Raw genomic sequence first — 21309 nt, 5'->3', positions numbered from 1 at the left:
TTATTATTTGTTTTTATTGAACATCGCATCGAGGCGCTGTTCGTAGTCGTAATAGTCGATGCGCTGATATAGCTCGTCGCGCGTCTGCATCAGGTCGAGCACATTTTTCTGATGGCCGTCGCGCCGGATGGCCTCATAGACGGTCTCGGCGGCCTTGTTCATGGCGCGGAAGGCCGACAGCGGGTAGAGCTGAATGGCCACCCCCGCAGAGGCCAGTTCTTCGCGCGTAAACAGCGGCGTCTTGCCGAACTCGGTGATATTGGCCAGCACGGGCACCTTTACGGCGGCGGTAAAGCGGCGATAGGTGTCGAGGTCATAGGCCGCTTCGGCAAAAATGCCGTCTGCCCCGGCTTCGACGCAGGCCAGCGCCCGCTCAATCGCCGCATCAACCCCGTCCACGGCAATGGCGTCGGTGCGGGCGATCAGGAAAAAGTCCGGATCGGTCTTGGCATTGGCGGCGGCCTTAACGCGATCGACCATTTCCGCGACCGACACGATCTCCTTGCCCGGCCGGTGGCCACAGCGCTTGGCCCCCACCTGATCCTCAATATGACAGGCGGCGGCCCCGGCCTTGATCAGCGCCTTGACCGTGCGCTCGATATTGAAGGCGGAGGGGCCAAAGCCCGTATCAATATCGACCATCAGCGGCAGGTCGCAGACATCGGTGATGCGGCGCACGTCGATCAGCACGTCCTCAAGGCCGCTGATGCCCAGATCGGGCATCCCCAAAGACCCCGCCGCCACGCCACCGCCGCTCAGATAAATGGCGCGGTAACCGGCGCGCTTGGCCAAAAGCGCGTGATTGGCATTGATCGCGCCGATGACCTGCAACGGGGTTTCGGCCTTAAGCGCCGCACGAAATCGGGCACCGGGTGAGGTCATGACAGTCTCTCCAGAATACTCACATAGTTGGCGACCGCACCGCCGCCCATATTGAAGGCCAGTCCGAGCTTCGGGTCAGGCAGTTGCATCTCGCCCGCCTCCGCACACAGTTGCCGCGCGGCGATAACGTGCATGGAAACGCCCGTCGCCCCGACCGGATGGCCCTTGGCCTTCAGACCGCCGGACATATTGGTGGGGCAAAGGCCCTGACGACCGGTGCCACCGGCGATGATGAACTCTGCCCCCTGCCCCTTGGGGGCCAGCCCCATGGCTTCGGCGACCAGCAGTTCGGCAATGGTGAAGCAGTCGTGGACTTCAGCAAAGCTGATGTCAGACACCGACACACCCGCCTGCGCGTAGGCGCGCTCAAAGGCCAGCCGCGGACCGGTAAAGTCGGTCATGTCCTTGGCCGACAAAGGCAGCAGGTCATTGACCTGAACCGACGCGCGGAACCCAACGGCGCGTCGGAAGTCCCTGGCCCGGTCAGCGCGGGTGAGGACGATGGCCGCCGCCCCGTCCGACACGAGCGAACAGTCGGTCATCTTCAGCGGGTCGGAAATCAGCGGGTTCTTGTCGGACACCGTGGCGCAGAACTCGACCGACAGCGGTTTTTTGAGCTGCGCCAGCGGATTATTGAGCGCCGCCTGATGGTTCTTGGCGGCGATATGCGCCATGGCCAGAGTCGGATCGCCGTAGCGCTCACCATAGGCGCGGGCAAAACGAGCAAAGATGTCGGGGAAGGACAGTCCCGCCTCTTCGGCCTGATAGCTGGCGGCCCCCAGAGCGCGCGTCACGCCCGCCCCGTCGAGCGCGGTCATTTTTTCGGCCCCGACGACCAGTGCGGTGTCAATGCGCCCCGACGCAATGGCGTCCATTGCCGCATAGAGCGCCGCCGATCCCGACGCGCAGGCGTTTTCCAGCCGCGTGGCGGGTGTGTAGCGCAGGCCCTCATCCGCCCCCAGCACCATCGAGGCGCAAAAACCATCGGGCGTCAGGCCGGCATTGTACAGGCCCAGAAACACCGCATCGACGTTGGCTCCGCTGATTCCGGCGTCGCTAAGCGCCTCACGCGCCGCCGTCTGAATGAGCGCTTCGAGCGACAGGTCCAGCCGTCCGAACGGCGTATGACCCCAGCCGACAATGGCCGCTGCGTGCATGGTGTGGGCTCCCGTTTAACTCGCAACCGCTTCTGCGTCAGTTGCGTTCGAGAAAAGGCGTAAACCCTTGCCGCAGCGGGAGTCAATGCAGGCGCCGGACACGTTTTCGGGACCGGAAAAACGCGCGTCCGGCGATACATGCTGCAATTTTTTGGCAGCATGTTACACTCACCCGATGAAGACCGCCGACCGCCACACCGCCCTGCTCGAAGCCTTGCGTGAACACAGCGCTCCCGTCAGCGGGCGCGCCTTGTCGGCCCGGCTGGGGACGTCGCTGCGCACGCTCTACCGCGACATCGCTGCCTTGCAGGCGCAGGGGGCCCCCATCGAAGGCGCGCCGGGCATTGGCTATGTGCTGAAACCGGCCTATCGTCTGCCGCCGCTGATGCTGTCGCCGGAAGAGATCGAAGCCCTGATCACCGGGGCCTTGTGGGTCGCTGATCGCGCCGAACCGCGTCTGGGCGAAGCGGCGCAAAGCCTGATTCAGGCCCTGAGCCCGCACCTGCCCGCCGCCATCCGTGACGACCTTACGCAGCGCGGCCTGCTGGTCGGGCGCGGTCTGGCCGTACCGGAAGCCCATATCGACCCGGCCCTGATCCGATCGGCCATCCGTTCGGAACGCTGCGTCTATATGAGCTATATCGACCTCAAGGGCACGGTCAGCGAACGCACCGTCTGGCCCATCGCGCTCGGCTTTTTCGACCACCTGCGCATACTGGTGGTGTGGTGCGAACTGAAACAGGCGTTTCGGCACTTCCGCACCGAACGCATACTGAGCTGGAAGCCGCTCGACATCCCCTTCCCGCGCCGCCGCGCCGCGCTGCTCAAGGCGTGGCGCGACACGCTGCGCGAGGGCGAGGTGATGATGCCGGAACAGTCCAACCGCAACATGGTGACAGGTTTTGGCAGCATGTCCGATGAAACCGAGGACGAAACCGCCTGATCTAACCGTTCACAAAGCCGTGATCAGAGGACTGGGGTGAGCCGCACCATAATCACGCCGTGCGACGCCACGGTGCCGCCAAAGCGCGCCTTGACGTTCTTTGTCACCTTTTTGGACCACAGATCCTTCATCTGAACCTTCAGACCGGCGGGCAGGTTGAGCTGTTCCCAGGTGACGCTCATCTCAGCCGGGGCGGCACCACGGTTAAACAGCACCACCGCCTGATCGCCACCTTTCAGCGGACGCGCCCAGATTTCGAGGTCGCCCTCTTTCCAGATGCGCTTGGCCTGCTGCCCCAGCGGGTCCTGATCGACGGCGATGACGTCCTTATTAGTCAGGATGCGCAGCGTATCAGCGTCCATATTGGACAGGTCGTTGCCGGCGATCAGCGGCGCGGCCAGCATGGCCCACAGCGAAAAGTGCGACTCGTATTCGGTGCTCGTCATGCCGCCATTACCGACTTCGAGCATGTCAGGATCATTCCAGCGGTTCGGGCCGGAATAGCGCCAGAGGTCCACCTGCTTGTCGAGGATGTTGACCATGCCGATCGAATAGCCCTTCTTGCCCTCCCAGGCGTCGTAGATGTCGCCCGTAGTGCGCCACAGGTGGCCGATGGGGGCGGCCCAGCGCTGCGGATAGTTGTCGCCCCACTCACAGATCGACAGGACGATATCGCGCCCCGACTCGCGCAGCGCCTTGGCCATGATCGTATAGGCCGCTTCGGCATCGCGCGTGCCGGTGTAGCACCAGTCGTATTTCAGATAATCGACGCCCCATCGGGCGTATTGGCGGGCGTCCTGAAACTCATGCCCCGCACTGCCCGGACGGCCACCGCAGGTCAGCGAACCGGCGTCGGAATAGAGCCCGAACTTCAGACCCTTGCTGTGCACATAGTCGATCAGGGCCTTCATGCCGGACGGAAAGCGTTCCAGATCGACCTGAATATTGCCGTCGGCATCGCGGCTTTTTTGCCAGCAATCGTCGATGACAATATACTGATAGCCCGCCTCTTTGAGGCCCGACGCCGCCATGGCATCGGCCTGCTTGCGCACGATGTCCTCAGTGATATTGCAGGCGTATTTGTTCCACGAATTCCACCCCATCGGCGGGGCGGGCAACAGGTTGGGCTTCGGGGCCTCCAGCTTCAGCGTCTCGTGCGCCTGTGCGGTGACCACACCGCCCCCCAGACACAGACTCACACTCAGGCCCGCGGCCAGCAACCAGGCGGTCGTTTTCATTTTCAGCTCCCTCTTTGTTTTCGCCCATTAAATATATCAATTTTATTTAATCAAGCTCTTTTGTGTGACAATACTACATCAGAGGCGAAAACGATACAGGACGATGCCGCTGGTCGTGGCCAGAGGGAGACGGTCTCAATGAGCCGACTATTTCTCTTTTGGGTCCGCTGCCATCTCTGCCTTAATCCCCGCCCAGCTTTCACGATTTTCTTCAATCACGGCTTTGATGGCAGGCATATCACAGTAGGTCCGTCCAAAATCCCCAACAGTCTCCGGTTCAAAGAAGCACAATTCCGCAGCTACTCTTTCCGGAATCAAGTCTAGCGGTTCAGCGGACCGATCGTGACGCAGAATAGCCGTGCGCAGCATATTCGCCATGCGTGCCGTATACCACCGCGCCTGCTTGTCTTCATCAAGCGCATCCACGGCTTTCGGATTGTCGGGTAAGCCCTTCATCAACGCCTGAGGATTAAGCGTCTCATAGAGTGCCAGGGCCGCATCAAATTCACCCAACTCACGATAGGCATTCATCATGCGCAGGATGAGCCATCGCGTCTCCGGCTCTTTCATTTTCGAGAGGCGCACCTTTGCCGCGGCAATAAAAGCGCGCTGATACGTTTCCTTTTGCCTCGGCGCTTCATCCGCCTCCCAGGACGCTTGCAACCAGATGCCCGGCAGGTCCTCCGAGTCGGGGTTGAGTGCCGTTTCCAGCCACGCGATACGGGCAAAGGGGGTTTCACTGGCGCGTTGCGCCTGATAATCCGCCGATGCCAGAAGGGCCTTCAGCCGCGTGAGTTCGGCCTTCGAAAACTCCCGGTACATGAACAATCCGTTGCCGGGGCATTCGGGCGGGAGAATGGGAAAAACCGCCGAACCATAAGGCTTTCCATCAGGACGTCCGCCCCATGTTGAATAGGACATGTGCGCCCGATGCGTGAATTTTTCACCGCCGACCACACAGACAACCTCTTCCGGAAAAAAGGTCGATGCCGTGGCGGCTTCCGAGATCAAAACGCCTGCCGCCAGAGTAGCGACACAAATCCAGAATTTCATGAGTTTTTCCGCCCTCAATAATATCCACTTAGCATTATTAAGTCACGCTTCGCTCAAGAACGCAAGAGAGGGTGTTGGGTCAGAGGCGAAAGCGATACAGAACAATGCCGCTGGTGGTCGCCACATTGAGGCTGTCGAAGCCGCCGTGCATATCGATGCGCACGGTCTGACACGCCGCCATAAGCGCGGCCGGCAGGCCCGGCCCTTCGGCCCCGAACAGGACGGCTGAGCGCGGCGCAGGCGTAACCTCTTCCAGAGTCACCGCCCCGGAGGGGCTTAAGGCATAGGGCGTCAGACCCAGCTCCGTCAGCGTCCCCACCATGTCGTCCGTGCGATAGTGCGGCACCTCCAGCGCGCCACCGACGCTGACACGGATGGCCTTGCGGTACAGGGGATCGCAGCAGGTCGTATCGAGCAGCACCGCATCGACGCCAAAGGCCGCCGCATTGCGCATCAGCCCGCCCATATTGTCGGTATTGGCGATGCCGTGCAAAGCCAGAACGCGCGCCGTGGCGCCGCTGACCCGCTCGGCCAACGCCTGTTTCGGCGCATAGCGCCCCAGCGCCAGATAGCCGCGATGGATGGGAAAGCCCGCCACCTGATCCATCACGCCTTGCGGCACCACATAGACCGGCGCGTCGGGCAAGGACATCAGTCCGCCCAGTCGCTCTGGCGTGGTCAGCACGCTCACCGTCTCGGCCACGGGCGAGGTGAACAGGCGCTCCAGCACCACCTTGCCCTCGGCCATGAACAGGCCCTGCCGACCCGTCAGATCACGGTCTTTTACATCGCTGTACAGCTCAAGGTGGGGGTCGTCAGGGTCGGTTATCTCAAACAGCATGGGGCAGGCTTTAGCCGTTTACAGCGCCTTTCACCACCCGCTTCTGTTTTGTACCAAACCTTAGGGTCGCGGTCAGCCTCTGAGGCTCGACAAACACCCGGAATTGTGATCACAATTTGGGCACGACCGGATGGAGGGTTGCCAAAACCGCGCGACCCGCGCCATCATGATCACACCCAACCGGGGCCCGGATCAAAAATCCATGCGTTCGTCTCTGCCGTCAGGGCCTCATTCCACAGGTGACCCATGAAATCGAAGTCCAAACGTCCGCAGTCCGGCTTTTCCAAGCGCGGGGCCGCCGACGTCTCCGAAGCCGCCGGCTGGCTGGCCGAGCAGAATATCGAAGAGATCGAGTGCATGGTCCCCGACCTCGCCGGGGTGGCGCGTGGCAAGATCATGCCGGTGCGCAAATTCCTGACCACGGCGGCGATGAACCTGCCCCTGTCGATCTTCTATCAGACCATTACCGGCGACTTCCCCGATCTAGAGGGCATTGTCGGCACGGTGCAGTCCGATACCGACATCTTCCTGCGCCCGGATTTCCGCACGCTGGCCGCTGTGCCGTGGGCGACCGACCCGACGGCGCAGATCATCCACGACGCCTTCCATCCCGATGGCCGCCCGGTCGAGGAAAGCCCGCGTCAGGTGCTGCGCCGCGTCATCAGCCTCTATCACGAAAAGGGCTGGAAGCCGGTCATCGCGCCGGAACTGGAATTCTATCTCGTCGAAAAGAACATCGACCCGGACTACGCGCTGAAACCACCCGTGGGCCGCTCAGGCCGCCCGGAAACGGGGCGTCAGGGTTATTCCATCTCGGCGGTCAATGAGTTCGACGGCCTGTTCGAGGACATGTACGAATATTCGGAGGCGCAGGGGCTGGAAATCGACACCCTGATCCACGAATCGGGCGTGGCGCAGATGGAGATCAACCTGCGCCACGGCGATCCGCTGGAGCTGGCCGATCAGGTGTTCATGTTCAAGCGCACCATCAAGGAAACGGCGCTGGAGCACGACATCTACGCCACCTTCATGGCCAAGCCGATGGCCCTGGAGCCCGGCTCGGCCATGCACATCCACCAGTCGATCGTGGACAGCAGCGGCCGCAACCTGTTTTCCGACCCCAAAACCGGCGAACCGACCGACCTTTTCTTCAGCTTCATCGCCGGTCAGCAGACCTATATGCCCGCCGCCGTGTCGCTGCTGGCGCCCTATGTCAACTCCTACCGCCGCCTGTCCAAGGGGTCGGGCGCGCCGGTCAATACGCACTGGGGCTTCGATAACCGCACGGCGGGCCTGCGCGTGCCACCGTCGGATGCTGACAACCGCCGTCTGGAAAACCGCCTGCCCTCGTCCGACGCCAACCCCTATCTGGCCATCGCGGCGGTGCTGGCCTGCGGCTATCTGGGCATGGTCGAAGGGTTGAAGCCCACGGCACCGGTCGATACGGACGTGTCGAACGACACCTCGGCGGAACTGCCCTATTCGCTTATCCAGTCGGTGATCAAGCTGGAACGTTCCGAGGCCCTGAACACCATCCTCAGCCCCGCCTTTGTCGCGGCCTATGCCCGCGTCAAGCACCATGAGTATGAGACCTTCATGCGTACCATCAGCCCGTGGGAGCGCGAGTTCCTGCTGCTGAATGTGTGATGACAACCGCCCGCAATACCGGCCATCCCGAAGGCTGCTGGTACGCCGATACGGCGGGCCGGCTGAACCGACCTGCCTTTGCCGGTGAGGCCGATACGGATGTGGCGATTATCGGCGGGGGCTATACGGGCCTCGGCGCAGCACTGGAACTGGCCAGCAGGGGCGTCTGCGTCACCCTGCTCGAAGGGGCGGAGATCGGCTCAGGGGCGTCCGGGCGTAATGGCGGGCAGTTGCACACCGGTCAGCGCGTCGATCCGCAAACGCTGGAGAGCCAACTAGGGGCCGATGCGGCACGCGAACTGTGGGAGATGGCCGAAACCGCCAAGGCGCATCTGAAAGGGCTGATTGCCGCGCACGCCATCGACTGCGACCTGCGTCCCGGCCTGATCCACGCCTGGCACCGCCCGCGTTTTGCCGAAGACGACCGCGCCTATGCCGACTTTGTGTCGCGCCGCTACGGCTATGATCAGGTGCGCTTTATGGACCGGGCTGAGGTTGCCGCCGAGCTGGGCACCGACGTTTATTATGGCGGCACGTTTGACGCCGGGGGCGGGCATCTGCACCCGCTGAAACTGGCGCAGGGGCTGGCCAGGGCCGCCATGTCGGCAGGGGCCAGCCTTTACGAGCACAGCCGCGTTGAGCGCTATGAGACGACGGCGGACGGTGTAACGCTCTGTCTCAAAAACGGACGGTTGAGGGCGCGTCATCTGCTGATCTGCGGCAATGGCTATATGTCGGGGCTCGATGCCGACATCGACGCGCATGTGCTGCCGATCAACAACTTCATCCTGACCACCGCCCCCCTGCCCGATGATGCGATCCTGCCCAGCAACTACGCCGCGGCGGATTCGCGCTTCGTGGTCAATTACTGGCGCAAGACGCCGGACAACCGCCTGCTGTTCGGCGGCGGCGAAAACTACACGCCGTGGTTTCCGAAGGACATCCGCGCCTTTGTCCGCCGCAACATGCTGAAGGTCTATCCGCAACTGGCCGATATCGAAATCACCCACGGCTGGGGCGGCACTCTGGCCATCACGCTGAGCCGCTCGCCCTATGTGCGGCCGTTGTCGCCCCACGTCTGGGTCAGCGCGGGCTATAGCGGTCAGGGAGTGGTTCTGGCCCCCTATTTCGGGACGCTTCTGGCGCGCGCCGTGATGGGCGACCGCCGCGACGCCGAGCTTCTGATGCGGTTGCGCACCCCGCCCTTTCCCGGCGGAAAATGGCTGCGCACGCCCGCCATGATCGCCGGTTTAAGCTGGTACGCCTTGCGCGACAGAGTATAACATATTCATATCTTCGGCTGAGATAGTTTCATCCGCACCCGGAAAAGTTGCGCGGGAAACCATAGCGTGTCCTTAGGGAAACATTCCCCGACAGATTGACCCAAATCGTCTCAAAAATCCTTGCCGACCCTTGCGATGCGGCACCTGCGAACCGCATAGGTTGTGACGCGAGTCGTTCGCATAACGCGGATACGCACTCACCCCCAAACCCACGTTTTGCCTGTCGCCCGTACCCGATTCTCGTCAGGCCACGGTGCTTTGTAAGCCTGCAACGAAAGACGCCGCTTCATGTCCTCCGCCATCACCTTGTCGGATATCCTCTCGCAAACGCGCCGCGCCAAAACCATCACCCACACCAAGGTGCAGGACATCCGCGCCGTGACGGCCAAGCTGCGCATACTGGCGCTCAACGCCCTGATCGAGGCCAAGCACGCCGGCGACAAGGGCGCGGGCTTTTCAGTGGTCGCCGATGAGGTGCGCGCCATATCGACCGAGGTTGAGGGGCTGGCGCGCGATCTGGGTAATGAGATCATCAATCTCGACAGCCTCACTCAGGACATGGCGCTGGCCAGTCAGGGGGCGCGCCTGACCGACATGGCGCTCAATGCCATCGAGCTGATCGACCGAAATTTGTATGAGCGCACCTGCGATGTGCGCTGGTGGGCCACGGACTCGGCCCTGTGGCAGGCCGCCGCCGATCCGGTGAGCGAACGCACCGCCTATGCGGCACGGCGACTGGGGGTCATTCTCGATTCCTATACCGTCTATATCGATCTTTGGCTGTGCGATCTCGATGGTCATATCCTCGCCAACGGCCGGCCGGAACGCCACCACGTGCAGGGGCAGAATGTGCGCGACCGCACCTGGTTCAGCCGCGCGCTCAGCCTGCGCAACGGTCAGGAATTTGCCGTCGCCGACATTACGACCGAACCCCTGCTCGGTGATGCGCAGGTCGCCACCTATGCGACCGGTGTGCGGCAGGACGGCGACCCCCATGGCGCGCTTCTGGGCGTGCTGGGTATCCAGTTCGACTGGCAGCCACAGGCCCTGACCATCACGCAGGGCGCGCGCCTGTCCGAAGACGAACGGGCCCGCACGCGCGTCCTGTTGACCGATGCGCAAGGGCTGGTGATCGCCGCTTCGGATGGCAAGGGTCTGCTGAGCGAGCGGGTGCGCCTGCTGACCGAAGGGCGTCCGATGGGGCATTATACCGATCCGCACAGCGGGGCGCTGGTCGCCTTCCACCGCACGCCGGGCTACGAAACCTATCAGGGGCTCGGGTGGTATGGGGTTATTGTGCAACCCCAGTGAGTCCTTCACAGGTTCGCGTTACATCGTATACATATAAATTGTATATTTCGGACGATGGTTGGACTTGAAACCATCCTCAAACCCTTGTTGTCTCTCGTCCGCAGTAGCAACAAGGGGTGATTCGTGGACGCACTTTCGACGATCAGCGCATCCGGGACACAGACCGCCGGTTCCGACGAAGCGGTTTCGGTCAACGACATCATCGCCCGCACCGCGCGGGCGCGCGACCTCACCCAGCATAAGGTCCGCGACATCCGTCAGGTGACCAATACCCTGCGTATTCTGGCGCTCAATGCCCTGATCGAAGCCCGGCGCGCCGGTGAGCTGGGGGCCGGGTTCGGCGTCGTCGCCGATGAGGTGCGCAACATCTCCACCCAGGTCGAAGGCCTGTCTTCGTCACTGGCCTCCGAGCTGGGCGGAGAGATCGAAGTGCTGGAAAAGCTGACGCGCGACATGGCGCGGCAGGCGCAAGGCGCGCGCCTGACCGATCTGGCGCTCAATGCCATCGAGCTGATCGACCGCAACCTGTATGAACGCACCTGCGATGTGCGCTGGTGGGCCACCGATTCCGCCGTGTGGGAGGCCGCCTCGCATCCGACGAAGGACAATTGCCATTACGCGTCCTCGCGTCTGGGGGTCATTCTCGACGCCTATACGGTCTATATCGACCTGTGGCTGTGCGACCTGAAAGGTAATATTCTGGCCAATGGTCGCCCCGACCGCTTCCACGCCGCGGGTCAGAACGTCGCCTTGCGCGACTGGTTCCAGAAGGCGCTGAGCCTTAACAGCGGCAACGATTTCGCCGTCGCCGACATCACCACCGAACCCTTGCTGAAAGGGGCGCAGGTCGCCTCTTACGCCACCGGCGTGCGCGTCGGCGGTCAGGCCGATGGCGAACTGATCGGCATATTGGGCGTGCATTTCGACTGGCAGCCGCAGGCGGAAACCATCGTCAAGGGGGTGCGCCTGAGCGAGGCCGAAAAGCGCCGCACGCGCGTCCTGCTGACCGATGCGCAGGGGCTGGTCATTGCCGCCTCCGATGGCCGCGGCAGCCTTACTGAGCGCATCCCGCTCGATACGCAGGGCCGCACCTCCGGTCACTACGTGGACCGCCAAGAGCGGCTGGTGGCCTTTCACCGCACACCGGGCTACGAAACCTATGCCGGACTGGGCTGGTACGGGGTGATCGTTCAGGAGGGGTAAAGGCTGGATCATTATGTTTCTTATAGAAACATAATGATCCAGCTTTTGTTTAGCCCCTCGCCGGGCGGTGGCTCCGCCACCTTGGCCGCCGCCTCAATGGCGGCTTGAGAGGAACGATTTCATGAGAAATCATTCCTCTCAGTTCCAAAAAGTAAAGCGATCGAATGCCGGGCGCATCCCGTCCAGATCGAGGCCCAGTGTGCCCGCCACCAGACCCAGCAGGGCATAGATCAGCGGAAACCCGAAGAAGAAGATCAGCACCAGCGCCAGCAGGCTGATCCACGGCACGCGCTCCAGACGCTCAGCCATGCCGCGCAGGGGCTGCGGCAGCAGCGGCGTGATCACGCCAAACCCGTCGAAACCCGGAATGGGCAGCAGGTTGAGAACAAAGGCCATCAGGTTGAAAAAGCTGAGCAGGATCAGCGCCTGCCAAAACACGTCAGGTGCCGACTGCGCGAACGCCACCTGCGCCGCGCCATAACTGATCAGAGCAAAGAGCAGGCTCATCACCGGCCCGGCCAGCGCGATCAGCGACGACTGCCAGCGGTAACGGATCAGGTCGGGCCGGATCAGCACCGCGGCTCCGGGCAGGGCGATGCCCCCCAGCACCAGAATCAGCACGGGTAAAACGATGCTGTTCGGGCCATTGATATAGACGACCGGATCGAGCGTCAGGTAACCACGCGCCTTGACCGAATAGTCTCCAAAGGCCGCCGCCGAGGCCGCATGGCCGAACTCATGCAGGCACAGGCCGATGACCCAGCCCAGCAGGACAAAACCAAAGGTGGCCAGCCCAGACACCTCCGGGCGCATCCACAGCACAAGCCCCGACGCCCCGAACAGGGCCAGCAGGACGATAAAATTCAGCGGCGTCGCCGGACGGATCTCGGTTTCCATATCACCCTAATGGCAGACGTGCCGTCTCTGCGCAATCGCCCCTATTAAGCCTTGCAATCCGAATGCGATCCGTGCGCGTATGCAATTCACTTACACACAGGGAAAAGACATGCGGCTCGCTCTCACCTTCACGGCCCTCGCCCTCGGTCTGACCGCCTGCGCCAGCGCCCCGGACGGCCATGACTCCAGCCTGTCTTCGACCGAACAACTGACACCGGGCAAGTCCGGGCGCACCACGACGCGCGAATACCGCGATACGACGGCGCTTAATCAGGTGAAGCGCGTCTATCTGCACCCCACGAAGCTGGCAACCGGTAAGACTACGCGCTATGCCCTCAAGGACAACGAGAAAGCGCTGGTCCTCACCGAGGTCGAGGCGCAGCTTTGTTTTGAACTGGCTGAACGCTATGAGATGGTCAGCGACCGCAGCCAGTCCGATGCCGAGGTGCATTCGGCGGTCACGTGGTTTGAACCGACCGGCACCGCCGGCTCAGGCGCCGCAGCCGTCGCCAACTTCTTCATTCCGGGGCCATTGGGCATCCGCTTGCCGGGGTCGCTGGGCGGTCTGGGGGCCGAGGCCGAAATGAAGGTCAAAGAGCGTCAGGTTGCCGCCATCGTGTGGGCGCGTCAGGCGCAGGCGCTGGGCACGGACTCGCCGTCCCTGTCGCGGCTGGGCGACGCGCTGCAATTTGCCGAGCCCTTCGGTGACGACGCGGCGCGCGTCATGTCGCCGGAGCCGCTGCCGCCCAGCCGCAGCTATACCTCAACGACCGATCCCTGCGCGGCCTATGGCGGGCGCATCAACGAAACGGGCTTTATTATCGACCGCGTGACCGGCCTCTACGTCCCGGCCACGCGCCCGCAAAAGACGCCTGAAAAAGCCCCCGGCAATATACCAGAGGCTCAACAGGATTAAGGCGGGTTATCTATTCCCGCCGATCAGGTCGCCAAGGCCGCCTAAGACCGAGCCTTCGCCACTGTTCGGACCCCCGCCCCCGGCCGCCGCCAGCACGCGACCGGCCAGACGCGAGAAGGGCAGCGACTGAATCCACACCTTACCCGGCCCGGTCAGTTGCGCGAAGAAGACGCCTTCGCCGCCGAACAGCATCGACTTGACGCCGCCCGCCTGCACCAGGTCGAAATCGACCGTATCGGTAAAGGCCGCCACGCAGCCCGTATCGACATGAAGCTGCTCACCGGGGGCCAGCGTGCGCTCAATGACCGCGCCGCCGAACTGCACGAAGACCCAGCCGTCGCCTTCCAGCTTCTGCATGATGAAGCCTTCGCCACCGAACAGGCCGGTCATGACCTTGCGCTGAAAAGCGATACCAAGCGACACGCCCTTGGCCGCCGCCAGAAAGGAGTCCTTCTGACAGATCAGGCGACCGCCGACGTCCGACAGCTTGAGCGGGATGATAGAGCCAGGCACCGGAGCCGAAAAGGCCACCCGCGCCTTGCCCTGACCATTGTGGGTGAAGACGGTGGTGAACAGGCTTTCACCCGAAATCAGGCGCTTGCCCGCGCCCAGCAGCGCCCCCATAAAGCCCTTTTGCTGACCCGACCCGTCGCCGAACACCGTGGTCATGCCGACGCTGGCATCCTTCCACACCATGCCGCCGGCTTCGGCGATAGCGCTTTCGCCCGGATCGAGTTCGATCTCAACGAATTGCAGTTCTTCGCCCTTGATTTCAAAGTCGATGTCGTCGGCCACACCGGCCTGACGATGGTGGGTGGTAGGAACGGACGCATTGCCGAACATAAAAAGCCTCCTCTGGATGACGCAGCAGATGTAGCGTGCGCGGTCGCAAAAGGAAGAGCCAAATCGCTCAGCCACCCCCGTAATATCGTTTGCAATTGACTTTGTTGGGTTCGCCCCCAAAATGGGGAGGCATTGGGGGAGGTTAAGATGCGATCTTTTGAGAAATGGCTGGGGGGTGTATCGGTCGCCTTGCTGCTGGCCGGGTGCAGCACGACCAGTCCGCAATTGGCAAAGACCTCCCCTTTGGCGGTGCAGAAAGGCGACGAACTGACCCTTTTCCATAACGGGCAGGTCATAGGCCGCCGCAAAAGCCATCCCAAAGATTGTGGTGGATTCGACACCTGCGAAATCTGGCGCTTCATAGGCCCCATCCGCCTTCAGGACCGTCCGGCCACCACGCTGGCGGACTTTGCCCTGCTGAAATTTGAGCATGGCGAAGGCGGCAACGAAGTGGTCATTGACAAGGTGGGCAAGGACTTCGCCCTGTGGGGATATAATGCCAAGGCCGCCCCAGACGGGCGCTTTATCGCCACTGGGTCGGAGGAGATGGACGAAATGAACGGTTCATCCACACTGTCCATCAAGGACTGGCTTGGGGGCGAAGAGGCGATTGTCTTTCAACCCTCGTGCCGACCGGTCAAATGGATCAGCGCCACAAGCCTGAGCGTGACCTGTGAACACTATCCGGAATATAAGGAAGGTGAACCCAGGGTATGGCGCTTCGACGCGACAGCTGCGCGCGTCGGCGTCGCGGAATGGACATTGACGGCAACGCGCTGGATTATGCACGCCGATGACCCTAAACCCGGCAACAGACCCTTGCCGACGTTCGAAAGTCAGCCTCTCAAAGACTTTTTTACCGAGTAGCGGCTACTGCGCCAGATGCACCCGCACATCCTTCCAGTGGGTTTTGAAGAACCACACCCGCCCGCCCTGCTTGGCGACGGCCAACTCACCGTCCGACACCCAGCGTAACTGCACCTCGGTCCCGGCCTCAAACGCCGACACGGCGGGCGCTTCCGCAGTGGCTCCGGCATTATGCACGATCAGCCGCAGGTCCGGCGCTCCGCCCAGACAGGACACCTGCCGCACCTCGGCTATGCGCCCCCCGCTGGGGGAAACCGAACGATCCACAAAGCTGGACGTACACACCGGAGCCGCCCCGCGCGCATACAGCGCATAGCCCCAGAAGACGGCCCCGACCAGCGCCAGCGACGCCGCTATGCCGGCGAACCAGTACCAGTGATGGTGTTCCTTGGCATAGACATAGCCGTGGGGATGGCGCAATTCGTCATAGGCGCCGACCTTCATATGCAGTTCCTGCTCCGATACGGTACGCAGAGGCTCACCTGCGGGCATCGTCTTTCCTCCGAGGAGCGTTTGTCGGTTTAAGTGAACCGACAAACACTCTGATTTCTAACGCCTCATGTTTTTCCGAAAAGTGGTGCCCACTTTTCGGCACGAGGCTCACTGGCCCCTGTGGATAAGTTTGCGCCCGGAAGTTTACCAATGGGTAAAGAGGCGGAGGCCCGCGGCAATGCCACATTCCCCCTTGCCCCCCTGTCGCCGTTCCTCTAAATTCCGGGCTTCGTTCACCGGGGTGTCCGCGCGCAAGCGGGCTGAGAATCGGACCAGCGTCCGTAAACCCGCCGAACCTGATCCGGGTCATGCCGGCGAAGGGAGTGAGTAAGCCTCTGGCGTCCGCGTTCCGCTGACAACCCGCCATCTGGCCAGACACCTGACGCGCATGATCCCTTTATTGACACGCCTGCACACCACAGGCTCAGAAAGGGATTATCCAATGAACAAGCCCATCAAAGACTTAAAGCCAATCCGGGTCGAGGCCTCGCCCTTCCCCGGTTCGAAGAAGGTCTATGAACCCGGCGTCCTCTTCCCCGACCTGCGCGTCCCGTTCCGCGAAGTCGCCCTGCAAAAAGAGGCCAATGAGCCGCCGGTCAGCCTGTACGACTCCACCGGTCCCTACACCGAGGAAGGCTTTGTGCCTCAGATCGACAAGGGCCTGCCGCGCGTGCGCGAACCATTCGTACTTGATCGCGGCGATGTCGAATTTATCGAAGGCCGCAAGGTCAAGCCGGAAGACAATGGCAATGTCTCGGCTGAGCGTCTGGCCCCCGAATTCCCCAACCTGCCCAAGGTGATGCGCGGCAAGCCCGGCCATAAGGTGACGCAGCTCGAATACGCCCGCGCCGGCATCATCACGTCAGAGATGGAATATATCGCTATCCGCGAAAACATCCGCCGCAAGCAGGAAGCCGAAGTCATCCGCGATGGCGAAGACTTCGGGGCTTCGATCCCCGACTTCATCACGCCGGAATTTGTCCGTGACGAAGTGGCCCGCGGCCGCGCCGTCATCCCGGCCAATATCAACCACGCCGAAGTCGAGCCGATGATCATTGGCCGCAACTTTCTGGTGAAGATCAATGCCAATATCGGCAATTCCGCCGTCACCTCCTCGATGGAGGAAGAGGTGGACAAGATGGTGTGGGCGATCCGCTGGGGCGCCGACAATGTCATGGACCTCTCGACCGGCCGCAACATCCACAATATCCGCGAGTGGATTCTGCGCAATTCGCCCAACCCCATCGGCACCGTGCCCATCTATCAGGCGCTGGAAAAGGTCAATGGCGTCGCCGAAGACCTGACCTGGGAAGTCTATCGCGACACGCTGATCGAACAGGCGCAGCAGGGCGTGGACTATTTCACCATCCATGCGGGCGTGCGCCTCGCCTATGTCCACCTGACGGCCAATCGCGTCACGGGCATCGTGTCGCGCGGCGGCTCGATCATGGCCAAGTGGTGTCTGGCCCACCACAAGGAAAACTTCCTCTATACCCATTTCGAGGAAATCTGCGACATCATGCGTGAGTACGATGTCACCTTTAGCTTGGGTGACGGCCTGCGTCCGGGCTCGATCGCCGACGCCAATGACCGCGCGCAGTTCGCCGAGCTGGAGACGCTGGGCGAACTGACCAAGGTGGCGTGGGCCAAGGGCTGTCAGGTGATGATCGAAGGCCCCGGCCACGTGCCGATGCACAAGATCAAGGCCAATATGGACAAGCAGCTCGCCACCTGCGGCGAAGCCCCCTTCTATACGCTTGGGCCACTAACGACCGACATCGCGCCGGGTTACGACCACATCACCTCTGGCATCGGGGCGGCCATGATCGGCTGGTTCGGCACGGCCATGCTGTGCTACGTCACGCCGAAGGAGCATCTGGGCCTGCCCGACCGCAACGACGTGAAGACCGGCGTGATCACCTATAAGATCGCCGCCCACGCCGCCGACCTCGCCAAGGGTCACCCGGCCGCCCGCGCCTGGGACGACGCGCTCAGCCGTGCGCGCTTCGACTTCCGCTGGGAGGATCAGTTCAATCTGGGCCTCGACCCGGATACGGCGCGCACCTTCCACGATGAGACCCTGCCGAAAGAGGCGCACAAGACGGCGCACTTCTGCTCGATGTGCGGGCCGAAATTCTGCTCGATGAAGATCACGCAGGAGGTCCGCGACTACGCCGCCAACATGACCGACAACGAAAAGGCGGACCTCGAAGCCGCGACGGGCATGGCGGAAATGTCTCAGAAGTTCAAGGATATGGGCTCTGAGGTCTATATCCCGGCCGAACCGGCAGAGTGATCGGTAGGACGAAAAGAAAAACATATTGGGGCCAGTTGGCCCCAAACCCCATAACCGGGCGCAGGTGGCACCATCTGCGCCCTTTTCTATTGTAGGAATCGCTCATAGGCTTTCAACGCATTGTTGCTTTTCAAGCACTGGAAGACGCTATGAAAACAGAAAATTGGATTAAATTTTCACAACTACGCGAGTCGATACACAAGCAGTTTCAATATTCTGAAGACTACATAAAGGGAGTCTTTCACACAGATAGAAATGCGTTTTATGGAGCAACCGATGCCTTATTGGATACGATCGAAATGCTTCGCATCGCCAAATCTCTTCACATCAAAGGGAATGAAACTGAACGCAAGCTAATCGCGTATGGAATATTAAATGCTGTATATGTTCAGCAAGATAGTGTAAAAATTTTATTCGATTTAATTTTAAAAGAAAATTTGAATATAAATAGCAGAATCAGAACACTGAGAAATAGGCTTTCCGGGCATCCCACATACGCAAAACATAGTGGTGAAACAAGCTCTATACCCGCGCGGATGCCTCCAGGGCGTTTAGAGTTTCAAATCTATGGCTTACCCACAAACGATCCTGATAAGTTTTTTCAAATGGATATAGACGAATTTATAAATGAAAATTATTCAAATCTAATGCCCACCATGCAGCGAATAGAGTCCAGCATTAAAAATTACTTGAAATAATCAAACAAAATGGCTGGTGAGTAAAGTTCGCAATCTCTAACAAATTTTGCCCCCCTCCGGCGCTGCGCGCCACCTCCCCCGGCACGCCGGGGGAGTAGGGGTGAGAAGAGGCTTGCCTAAATTCTACTCCCCCAGTTTACTGGGGGAGGTGGACCGGCACCGAAAGGTGCCGGGACGGTGGGGGGCCTTCGACAGATGACGCCTAAATACAATCTGGCCAGACGCCTGCGTCGCGCCCTGACGCCGCCGGAATTCAACCTGTGAGACCGACTGAAAACACGTCACCCGAATGGCCCGATTTTTCGCCGACAATACGCCATCGGCCCCTATGTGCTGGACATGTATTGCTACAAGGCGCGGCTGGCCATTGAGGTCGATGGCCAGCATCACGGCCTTAATGAGGTGGCGGCCCGTGATGCCCGGCGCGACGAATGGCTTCGCAATCAGGGTATCGAAACCTGCCGGATAAATGCAGCGGACATTTACCGCGATCCCGATGAGGTTGCCGATGGGGTTTACCGTTTAGCCACCGAGCGTATGAACAGTGTGCGTTAGCCCCCCTCCGACGCTGCGCGCCACCTCCCCCGGCACGCCGGGGGAGTAGGAATGAAGACGGGACAAAAATTTCACTGGCCAACGGGACCATTGCGCCCTTAAATCAGAACCGTCCGAAGGGCGGACGCTTTCTCAGGGGGATACTCAATGCGTAAATCACTCGGCGCTCTGGCGCTCGGCCTTGGCATGGTCATGCTCACCCAGCCTGTGCTGGCGCAGGACAAGCCGACGTCACCGGCTACGGCGCAAAACGCGGCGCCGAACGGTAATGAGGCGAAAATGCAGGCGCTTCTCACCCGCATGCAGGCGACGGTGATCAAGATACAGGAACTTGCTGAAAAGATGAAGCCCGCTGCGGAAGCCAACGACCGGGTGACCGTGTGCAATCTGACCAAGGAAATGTATCCGCACATGGTCGATCTGCGGGACGGCATGAAAGAAATGGTGACCTACGCTCCGGCTGGGACCGATAAGGATAAGATAAACGCCCAGATTGAGGAAATGGACGCGGGCCTCAAGTCCATGGAAGAGGCAATCAAGACGCCTTGTACCTGATATCATTGAACGAGAAGAGAACGCATAACCGGGCGCAGGTGGCACCATCTGCGCCCTTTTCTTGTGTGATCCGAGCCCCCCTCCGTCATCCTCGCTTACGCTCAGATGCCACCTCCCCCTGCACGCCGGGGGAGTAGGTATGAGAAGAGGCTTGCCTAAACCCTGGAGGTGGACCGGCAACGACAGGTGCCGGGACGGTGGGGGCTCGCCATAAGCATCCGCGTCAATGCCGTAGCGCCCGGTATTGATCTTAACCCCCGCCCCTGCCACAGTCGGGTCATGTCCCGCCTCCCTTCACCCCTGCGCCGTCTGCGGCTGCTGAAAGGCCTCAAGCAGAGCCATCTGGCCGAGTTGATGGGCGTGACGCAGACGACGGTGTCGCGCTGGGAAAGCGGGGCTCTGGTCCTGCCGGACGCTCAGTGGCAGCGGGCGCAGCGGCTTCTGGCCGACTCGGCGCAGGACGCCATCCTCAGGCGACTGGTGGAAACGTCGCAGCTCAGCGTGCACCTGATCGATGACCGCACACACGATCTGCTGGCGGTATCGCCGTCGCGGGAAGGCCTGTGGCGGGCCGAGCCGGGGGCGTTTCTGGGCAAGTCCCTGATCCGCTATGCCTCTGAGGAGATACTGGCCGCCGAAGCGTCTCTGGAGGGCCTGGGCTGGCGCGATGGCCGCCTCAGCCGCATCGAGGTCGCTACGGGGCCCAACCACCACCCCATCATCCCCATCGTCCAAAGCCGCCTGATCTGGGAGCGGCTGTTGCTATCGGACGGGCGCGCGGCGCGGCTGGTGACCACGCTATAGCTCCAAGTCTCAAAGAGACTTGGCAAGGCCGACCGGCCGCCCGAGCTTGCGAGGAGCCCCATCTTCACTTTCTGCCGGCGTCTGAGCTGAAAAAGTCCGCATAAAATATGCGTTGATCCCCCGCGCTCACGCCCGTATCGACGCAGGCATGATCCGCATCGACTCGCATTGGCGCCCCATCCTGCTCCTGTGGTTTACCGGCGTGCTGGCCGCCGCCGCTCTGGGTAAGTTCGCCTCCTTAAGCCCGGTCATCTCCGCTGACCTTAAGCTGTCACGCGTCGAAGCCGGCTGGCTGGTGTCACTGATTGAAACCGGCGGAGCCAGCCTTGGCATCATTGCGGGCCTCCTCATCGCGCGATTAGGCAGCCGCAAGGCGCTTCTGTACGGCATGGGGCTACTGACCGCCGGCGGTCTGGTCGGCGCGCTGATCCCCGGTCTCTGGACGCTGTTTGCGGCGCGCCTGATCGAAAGCGCCGGCTATCTGATGGTGGTCATCGCCGCACCGTCTTTGATCGCCACCGTCGCCCGGCCGCAGGATCAAGGCGCAGCGCTGACCCTGTGGAGCACGTTCGTTCCGGCCGGTTTTGCCATCGGCATGGGCCTGAGCGGAGTCCTGCTGCTCTTTACCGGCTGGCGTGCTGTGCTGGTCGTGTGGGCGCTGCTGGCCGGAACCGCCCTGTTCGCCGCCGTCCGCACCCCGGCGGTCGAGACGAAAAGCGAAACCCGGCTCGTATGGCCGCCACTGCCCGTCTGGCTGATGTGCGCCGGGTTTGGCTTCTACACCACCCTGTTCGTCGGCCTGATCGCCATGTTCCCGCTGTTCCTCAC

General features: G+C 61.6%; 21 protein-coding genes and 1 riboswitch. Of the genes, 13 read left to right on the top strand and 8 right to left on the bottom strand.

Annotated features, from left to right (window positions below; translation table 11 throughout):
• Positions 1-3 precede the first annotated feature (3 nt).
• Positions 4-882, bottom strand: a complete 879-nt coding sequence (gene prpB / locus Q0072_RS21610) for a methylisocitrate lyase (RefSeq protein WP_298334030.1) — start codon at positions 880-882, stop codon at positions 4-6.
• Positions 879-2039 carry a thiolase domain-containing protein gene (locus tag Q0072_RS21605; protein ID WP_298334028.1) on the bottom strand — a complete coding sequence of 387 codons (1161 nt, stop codon included), beginning with the start codon at positions 2037-2039 and terminating at the stop codon, positions 879-881. The genes prpB and Q0072_RS21605 overlap by 4 nt, the downstream gene beginning before the upstream one ends.
• Positions 2040-2214: 175 nt before the next feature.
• Here Q0072_RS21605 and Q0072_RS21600 point away from each other — a divergent pair, with 175 nt between their 5' ends.
• On the top strand, positions 2215-2982 hold the full coding sequence (locus Q0072_RS21600) for a YafY family protein (RefSeq protein ID WP_298334026.1): 768 nt from the start codon (positions 2215-2217) through the stop codon (positions 2980-2982).
• Positions 2983-3005: 23 nt separating this feature from the next.
• Here Q0072_RS21600 and Q0072_RS21595 read toward each other — a convergent pair whose 3' ends face one another.
• From Q0072_RS21595 to Q0072_RS21585, 3 genes are all read right to left on the bottom strand, one after another.
• A complete protein-coding gene (locus tag Q0072_RS21595) occupies positions 3006-4220 on the bottom strand; it encodes a glycoside hydrolase family 27 protein (RefSeq protein WP_298334025.1) in 1215 nt (404 codons plus the stop codon).
• Positions 4221-4367: 147 nt separating this feature from the next.
• Positions 4368-5273, bottom strand: a complete 906-nt coding sequence (locus Q0072_RS21590; RefSeq protein ID WP_298334023.1) for a hypothetical protein — start codon at positions 5271-5273, stop codon at positions 4368-4370.
• Between the two features lie 79 nt (positions 5274-5352).
• The gene (locus Q0072_RS21585; RefSeq protein ID WP_298334021.1) at positions 5353-6114 is read right to left on the bottom strand and encodes an RNA methyltransferase; all 762 of its coding nucleotides are present in this window, start codon (positions 6112-6114) and stop codon (positions 5353-5355) included.
• Positions 6115-6360: 246 nt separating this feature from the next.
• Here Q0072_RS21585 and Q0072_RS21580 point away from each other — a divergent pair, with 246 nt between their 5' ends.
• From Q0072_RS21580 to Q0072_RS21565, 4 genes are all read left to right on the top strand, one after another.
• Entirely contained in the window at positions 6361-7761 is a 1401-nt protein-coding gene (locus tag Q0072_RS21580; RefSeq protein ID WP_298334019.1) for a glutamine synthetase family protein, read from the top strand.
• Positions 7761-9044: an FAD-binding oxidoreductase gene (locus tag Q0072_RS21575; protein WP_298334017.1), complete on the top strand. Its 1284-nt coding sequence runs from the start codon at positions 7761-7763 to the stop codon at positions 9042-9044. The genes Q0072_RS21580 and Q0072_RS21575 overlap by 1 nt, the downstream gene beginning before the upstream one ends.
• Positions 9045-9332: 288 nt before the next feature.
• Positions 9333-10355, top strand: a complete 1023-nt coding sequence (locus Q0072_RS21570; protein WP_298334015.1) for a methyl-accepting chemotaxis protein — start codon at positions 9333-9335, stop codon at positions 10353-10355.
• 123 nt (positions 10356-10478) lie between these two features.
• Positions 10479-11558, top strand: a complete 1080-nt coding sequence (locus Q0072_RS21565; protein WP_298334013.1) for a methyl-accepting chemotaxis protein — start codon at positions 10479-10481, stop codon at positions 11556-11558.
• Between the two features lie 138 nt (positions 11559-11696).
• On the opposite strand, the gene Q0072_RS21560 is transcribed toward Q0072_RS21565, so the two are convergent.
• Positions 11697-12455, bottom strand: a complete 759-nt coding sequence (locus Q0072_RS21560) for a site-2 protease family protein (protein ID WP_298334010.1) — start codon at positions 12453-12455, stop codon at positions 11697-11699.
• A gap of 109 nt (positions 12456-12564) precedes the next feature.
• Here Q0072_RS21560 and Q0072_RS21555 point away from each other — a divergent pair, with 109 nt between their 5' ends.
• The gene (locus Q0072_RS21555; RefSeq protein ID WP_298334008.1) at positions 12565-13371 is read left to right on the top strand and encodes a DUF3313 family protein; all 807 of its coding nucleotides are present in this window, start codon (positions 12565-12567) and stop codon (positions 13369-13371) included.
• A 6-nt stretch (positions 13372-13377) separates the two neighbouring features.
• Here the strand turns inward: Q0072_RS21555 and Q0072_RS21550 are convergent, their stop codons facing one another.
• Positions 13378-14214 carry a TIGR00266 family protein gene (locus Q0072_RS21550; protein ID WP_298334006.1) on the bottom strand — a complete coding sequence of 279 codons (837 nt, stop codon included), beginning with the start codon at positions 14212-14214 and terminating at the stop codon, positions 13378-13380.
• Between the two features lie 147 nt (positions 14215-14361).
• Here Q0072_RS21550 and Q0072_RS21545 point away from each other — a divergent pair, with 147 nt between their 5' ends.
• Positions 14362-15081: a hypothetical protein gene (locus Q0072_RS21545; RefSeq protein ID WP_298334004.1), complete on the top strand. Its 720-nt coding sequence runs from the start codon at positions 14362-14364 to the stop codon at positions 15079-15081.
• Between the two features lie 3 nt (positions 15082-15084).
• On the opposite strand, the gene Q0072_RS21540 is transcribed toward Q0072_RS21545, so the two are convergent.
• A complete protein-coding gene (locus Q0072_RS21540; RefSeq protein ID WP_298334003.1) occupies positions 15085-15573 on the bottom strand; it encodes a hypothetical protein in 489 nt (162 codons plus the stop codon).
• Positions 15574-15800: 227 nt separating this feature from the next.
• Positions 15801-15913, top strand: a riboswitch (TPP riboswitch).
• A gap of 102 nt (positions 15914-16015) precedes the next feature.
• Between Q0072_RS21540 and thiC the strand changes: the two genes are divergently transcribed.
• The 6 genes from thiC to Q0072_RS21510 all read left to right on the top strand — a co-directional run.
• Positions 16016-17869, top strand: a complete 1854-nt coding sequence (thiC, locus tag Q0072_RS21535) for a phosphomethylpyrimidine synthase ThiC (RefSeq protein WP_298334001.1) — start codon at positions 16016-16018, stop codon at positions 17867-17869.
• 149 nt (positions 17870-18018) lie between these two features.
• Positions 18019-18567 carry a hypothetical protein gene (locus Q0072_RS21530; RefSeq protein ID WP_298333999.1) on the top strand — a complete coding sequence of 183 codons (549 nt, stop codon included), beginning with the start codon at positions 18019-18021 and terminating at the stop codon, positions 18565-18567.
• Positions 18568-18837: 270 nt separating this feature from the next.
• Positions 18838-19122, top strand: a complete 285-nt coding sequence (locus tag Q0072_RS21525; RefSeq protein WP_298334055.1) for a DUF559 domain-containing protein — start codon at positions 18838-18840, stop codon at positions 19120-19122.
• Positions 19123-19269: 147 nt separating this feature from the next.
• On the top strand, positions 19270-19677 hold the full coding sequence (locus tag Q0072_RS21520; RefSeq protein ID WP_298333998.1) for a hypothetical protein: 408 nt from the start codon (positions 19270-19272) through the stop codon (positions 19675-19677).
• Between the two features lie 279 nt (positions 19678-19956).
• On the top strand, positions 19957-20481 hold the full coding sequence (locus tag Q0072_RS21515) for a helix-turn-helix domain-containing protein (protein ID WP_298333996.1): 525 nt from the start codon (positions 19957-19959) through the stop codon (positions 20479-20481).
• A 112-nt stretch (positions 20482-20593) separates the two neighbouring features.
• The coding region (locus Q0072_RS21510) for an MFS transporter (protein ID WP_298333994.1) at positions 20594-21309 on the top strand (716 nt) is incomplete at its 3' end.

It is taken from the genome of Asticcacaulis sp. (genome assembly GCF_027484505.1).
Classification (GTDB): Bacteria; Pseudomonadota; Alphaproteobacteria; order Caulobacterales; family Caulobacteraceae; genus Asticcacaulis.
Note: the sequence above shows the minus strand (reverse complement) of the source record. Positions and strands in the feature narration are given on the sequence as shown.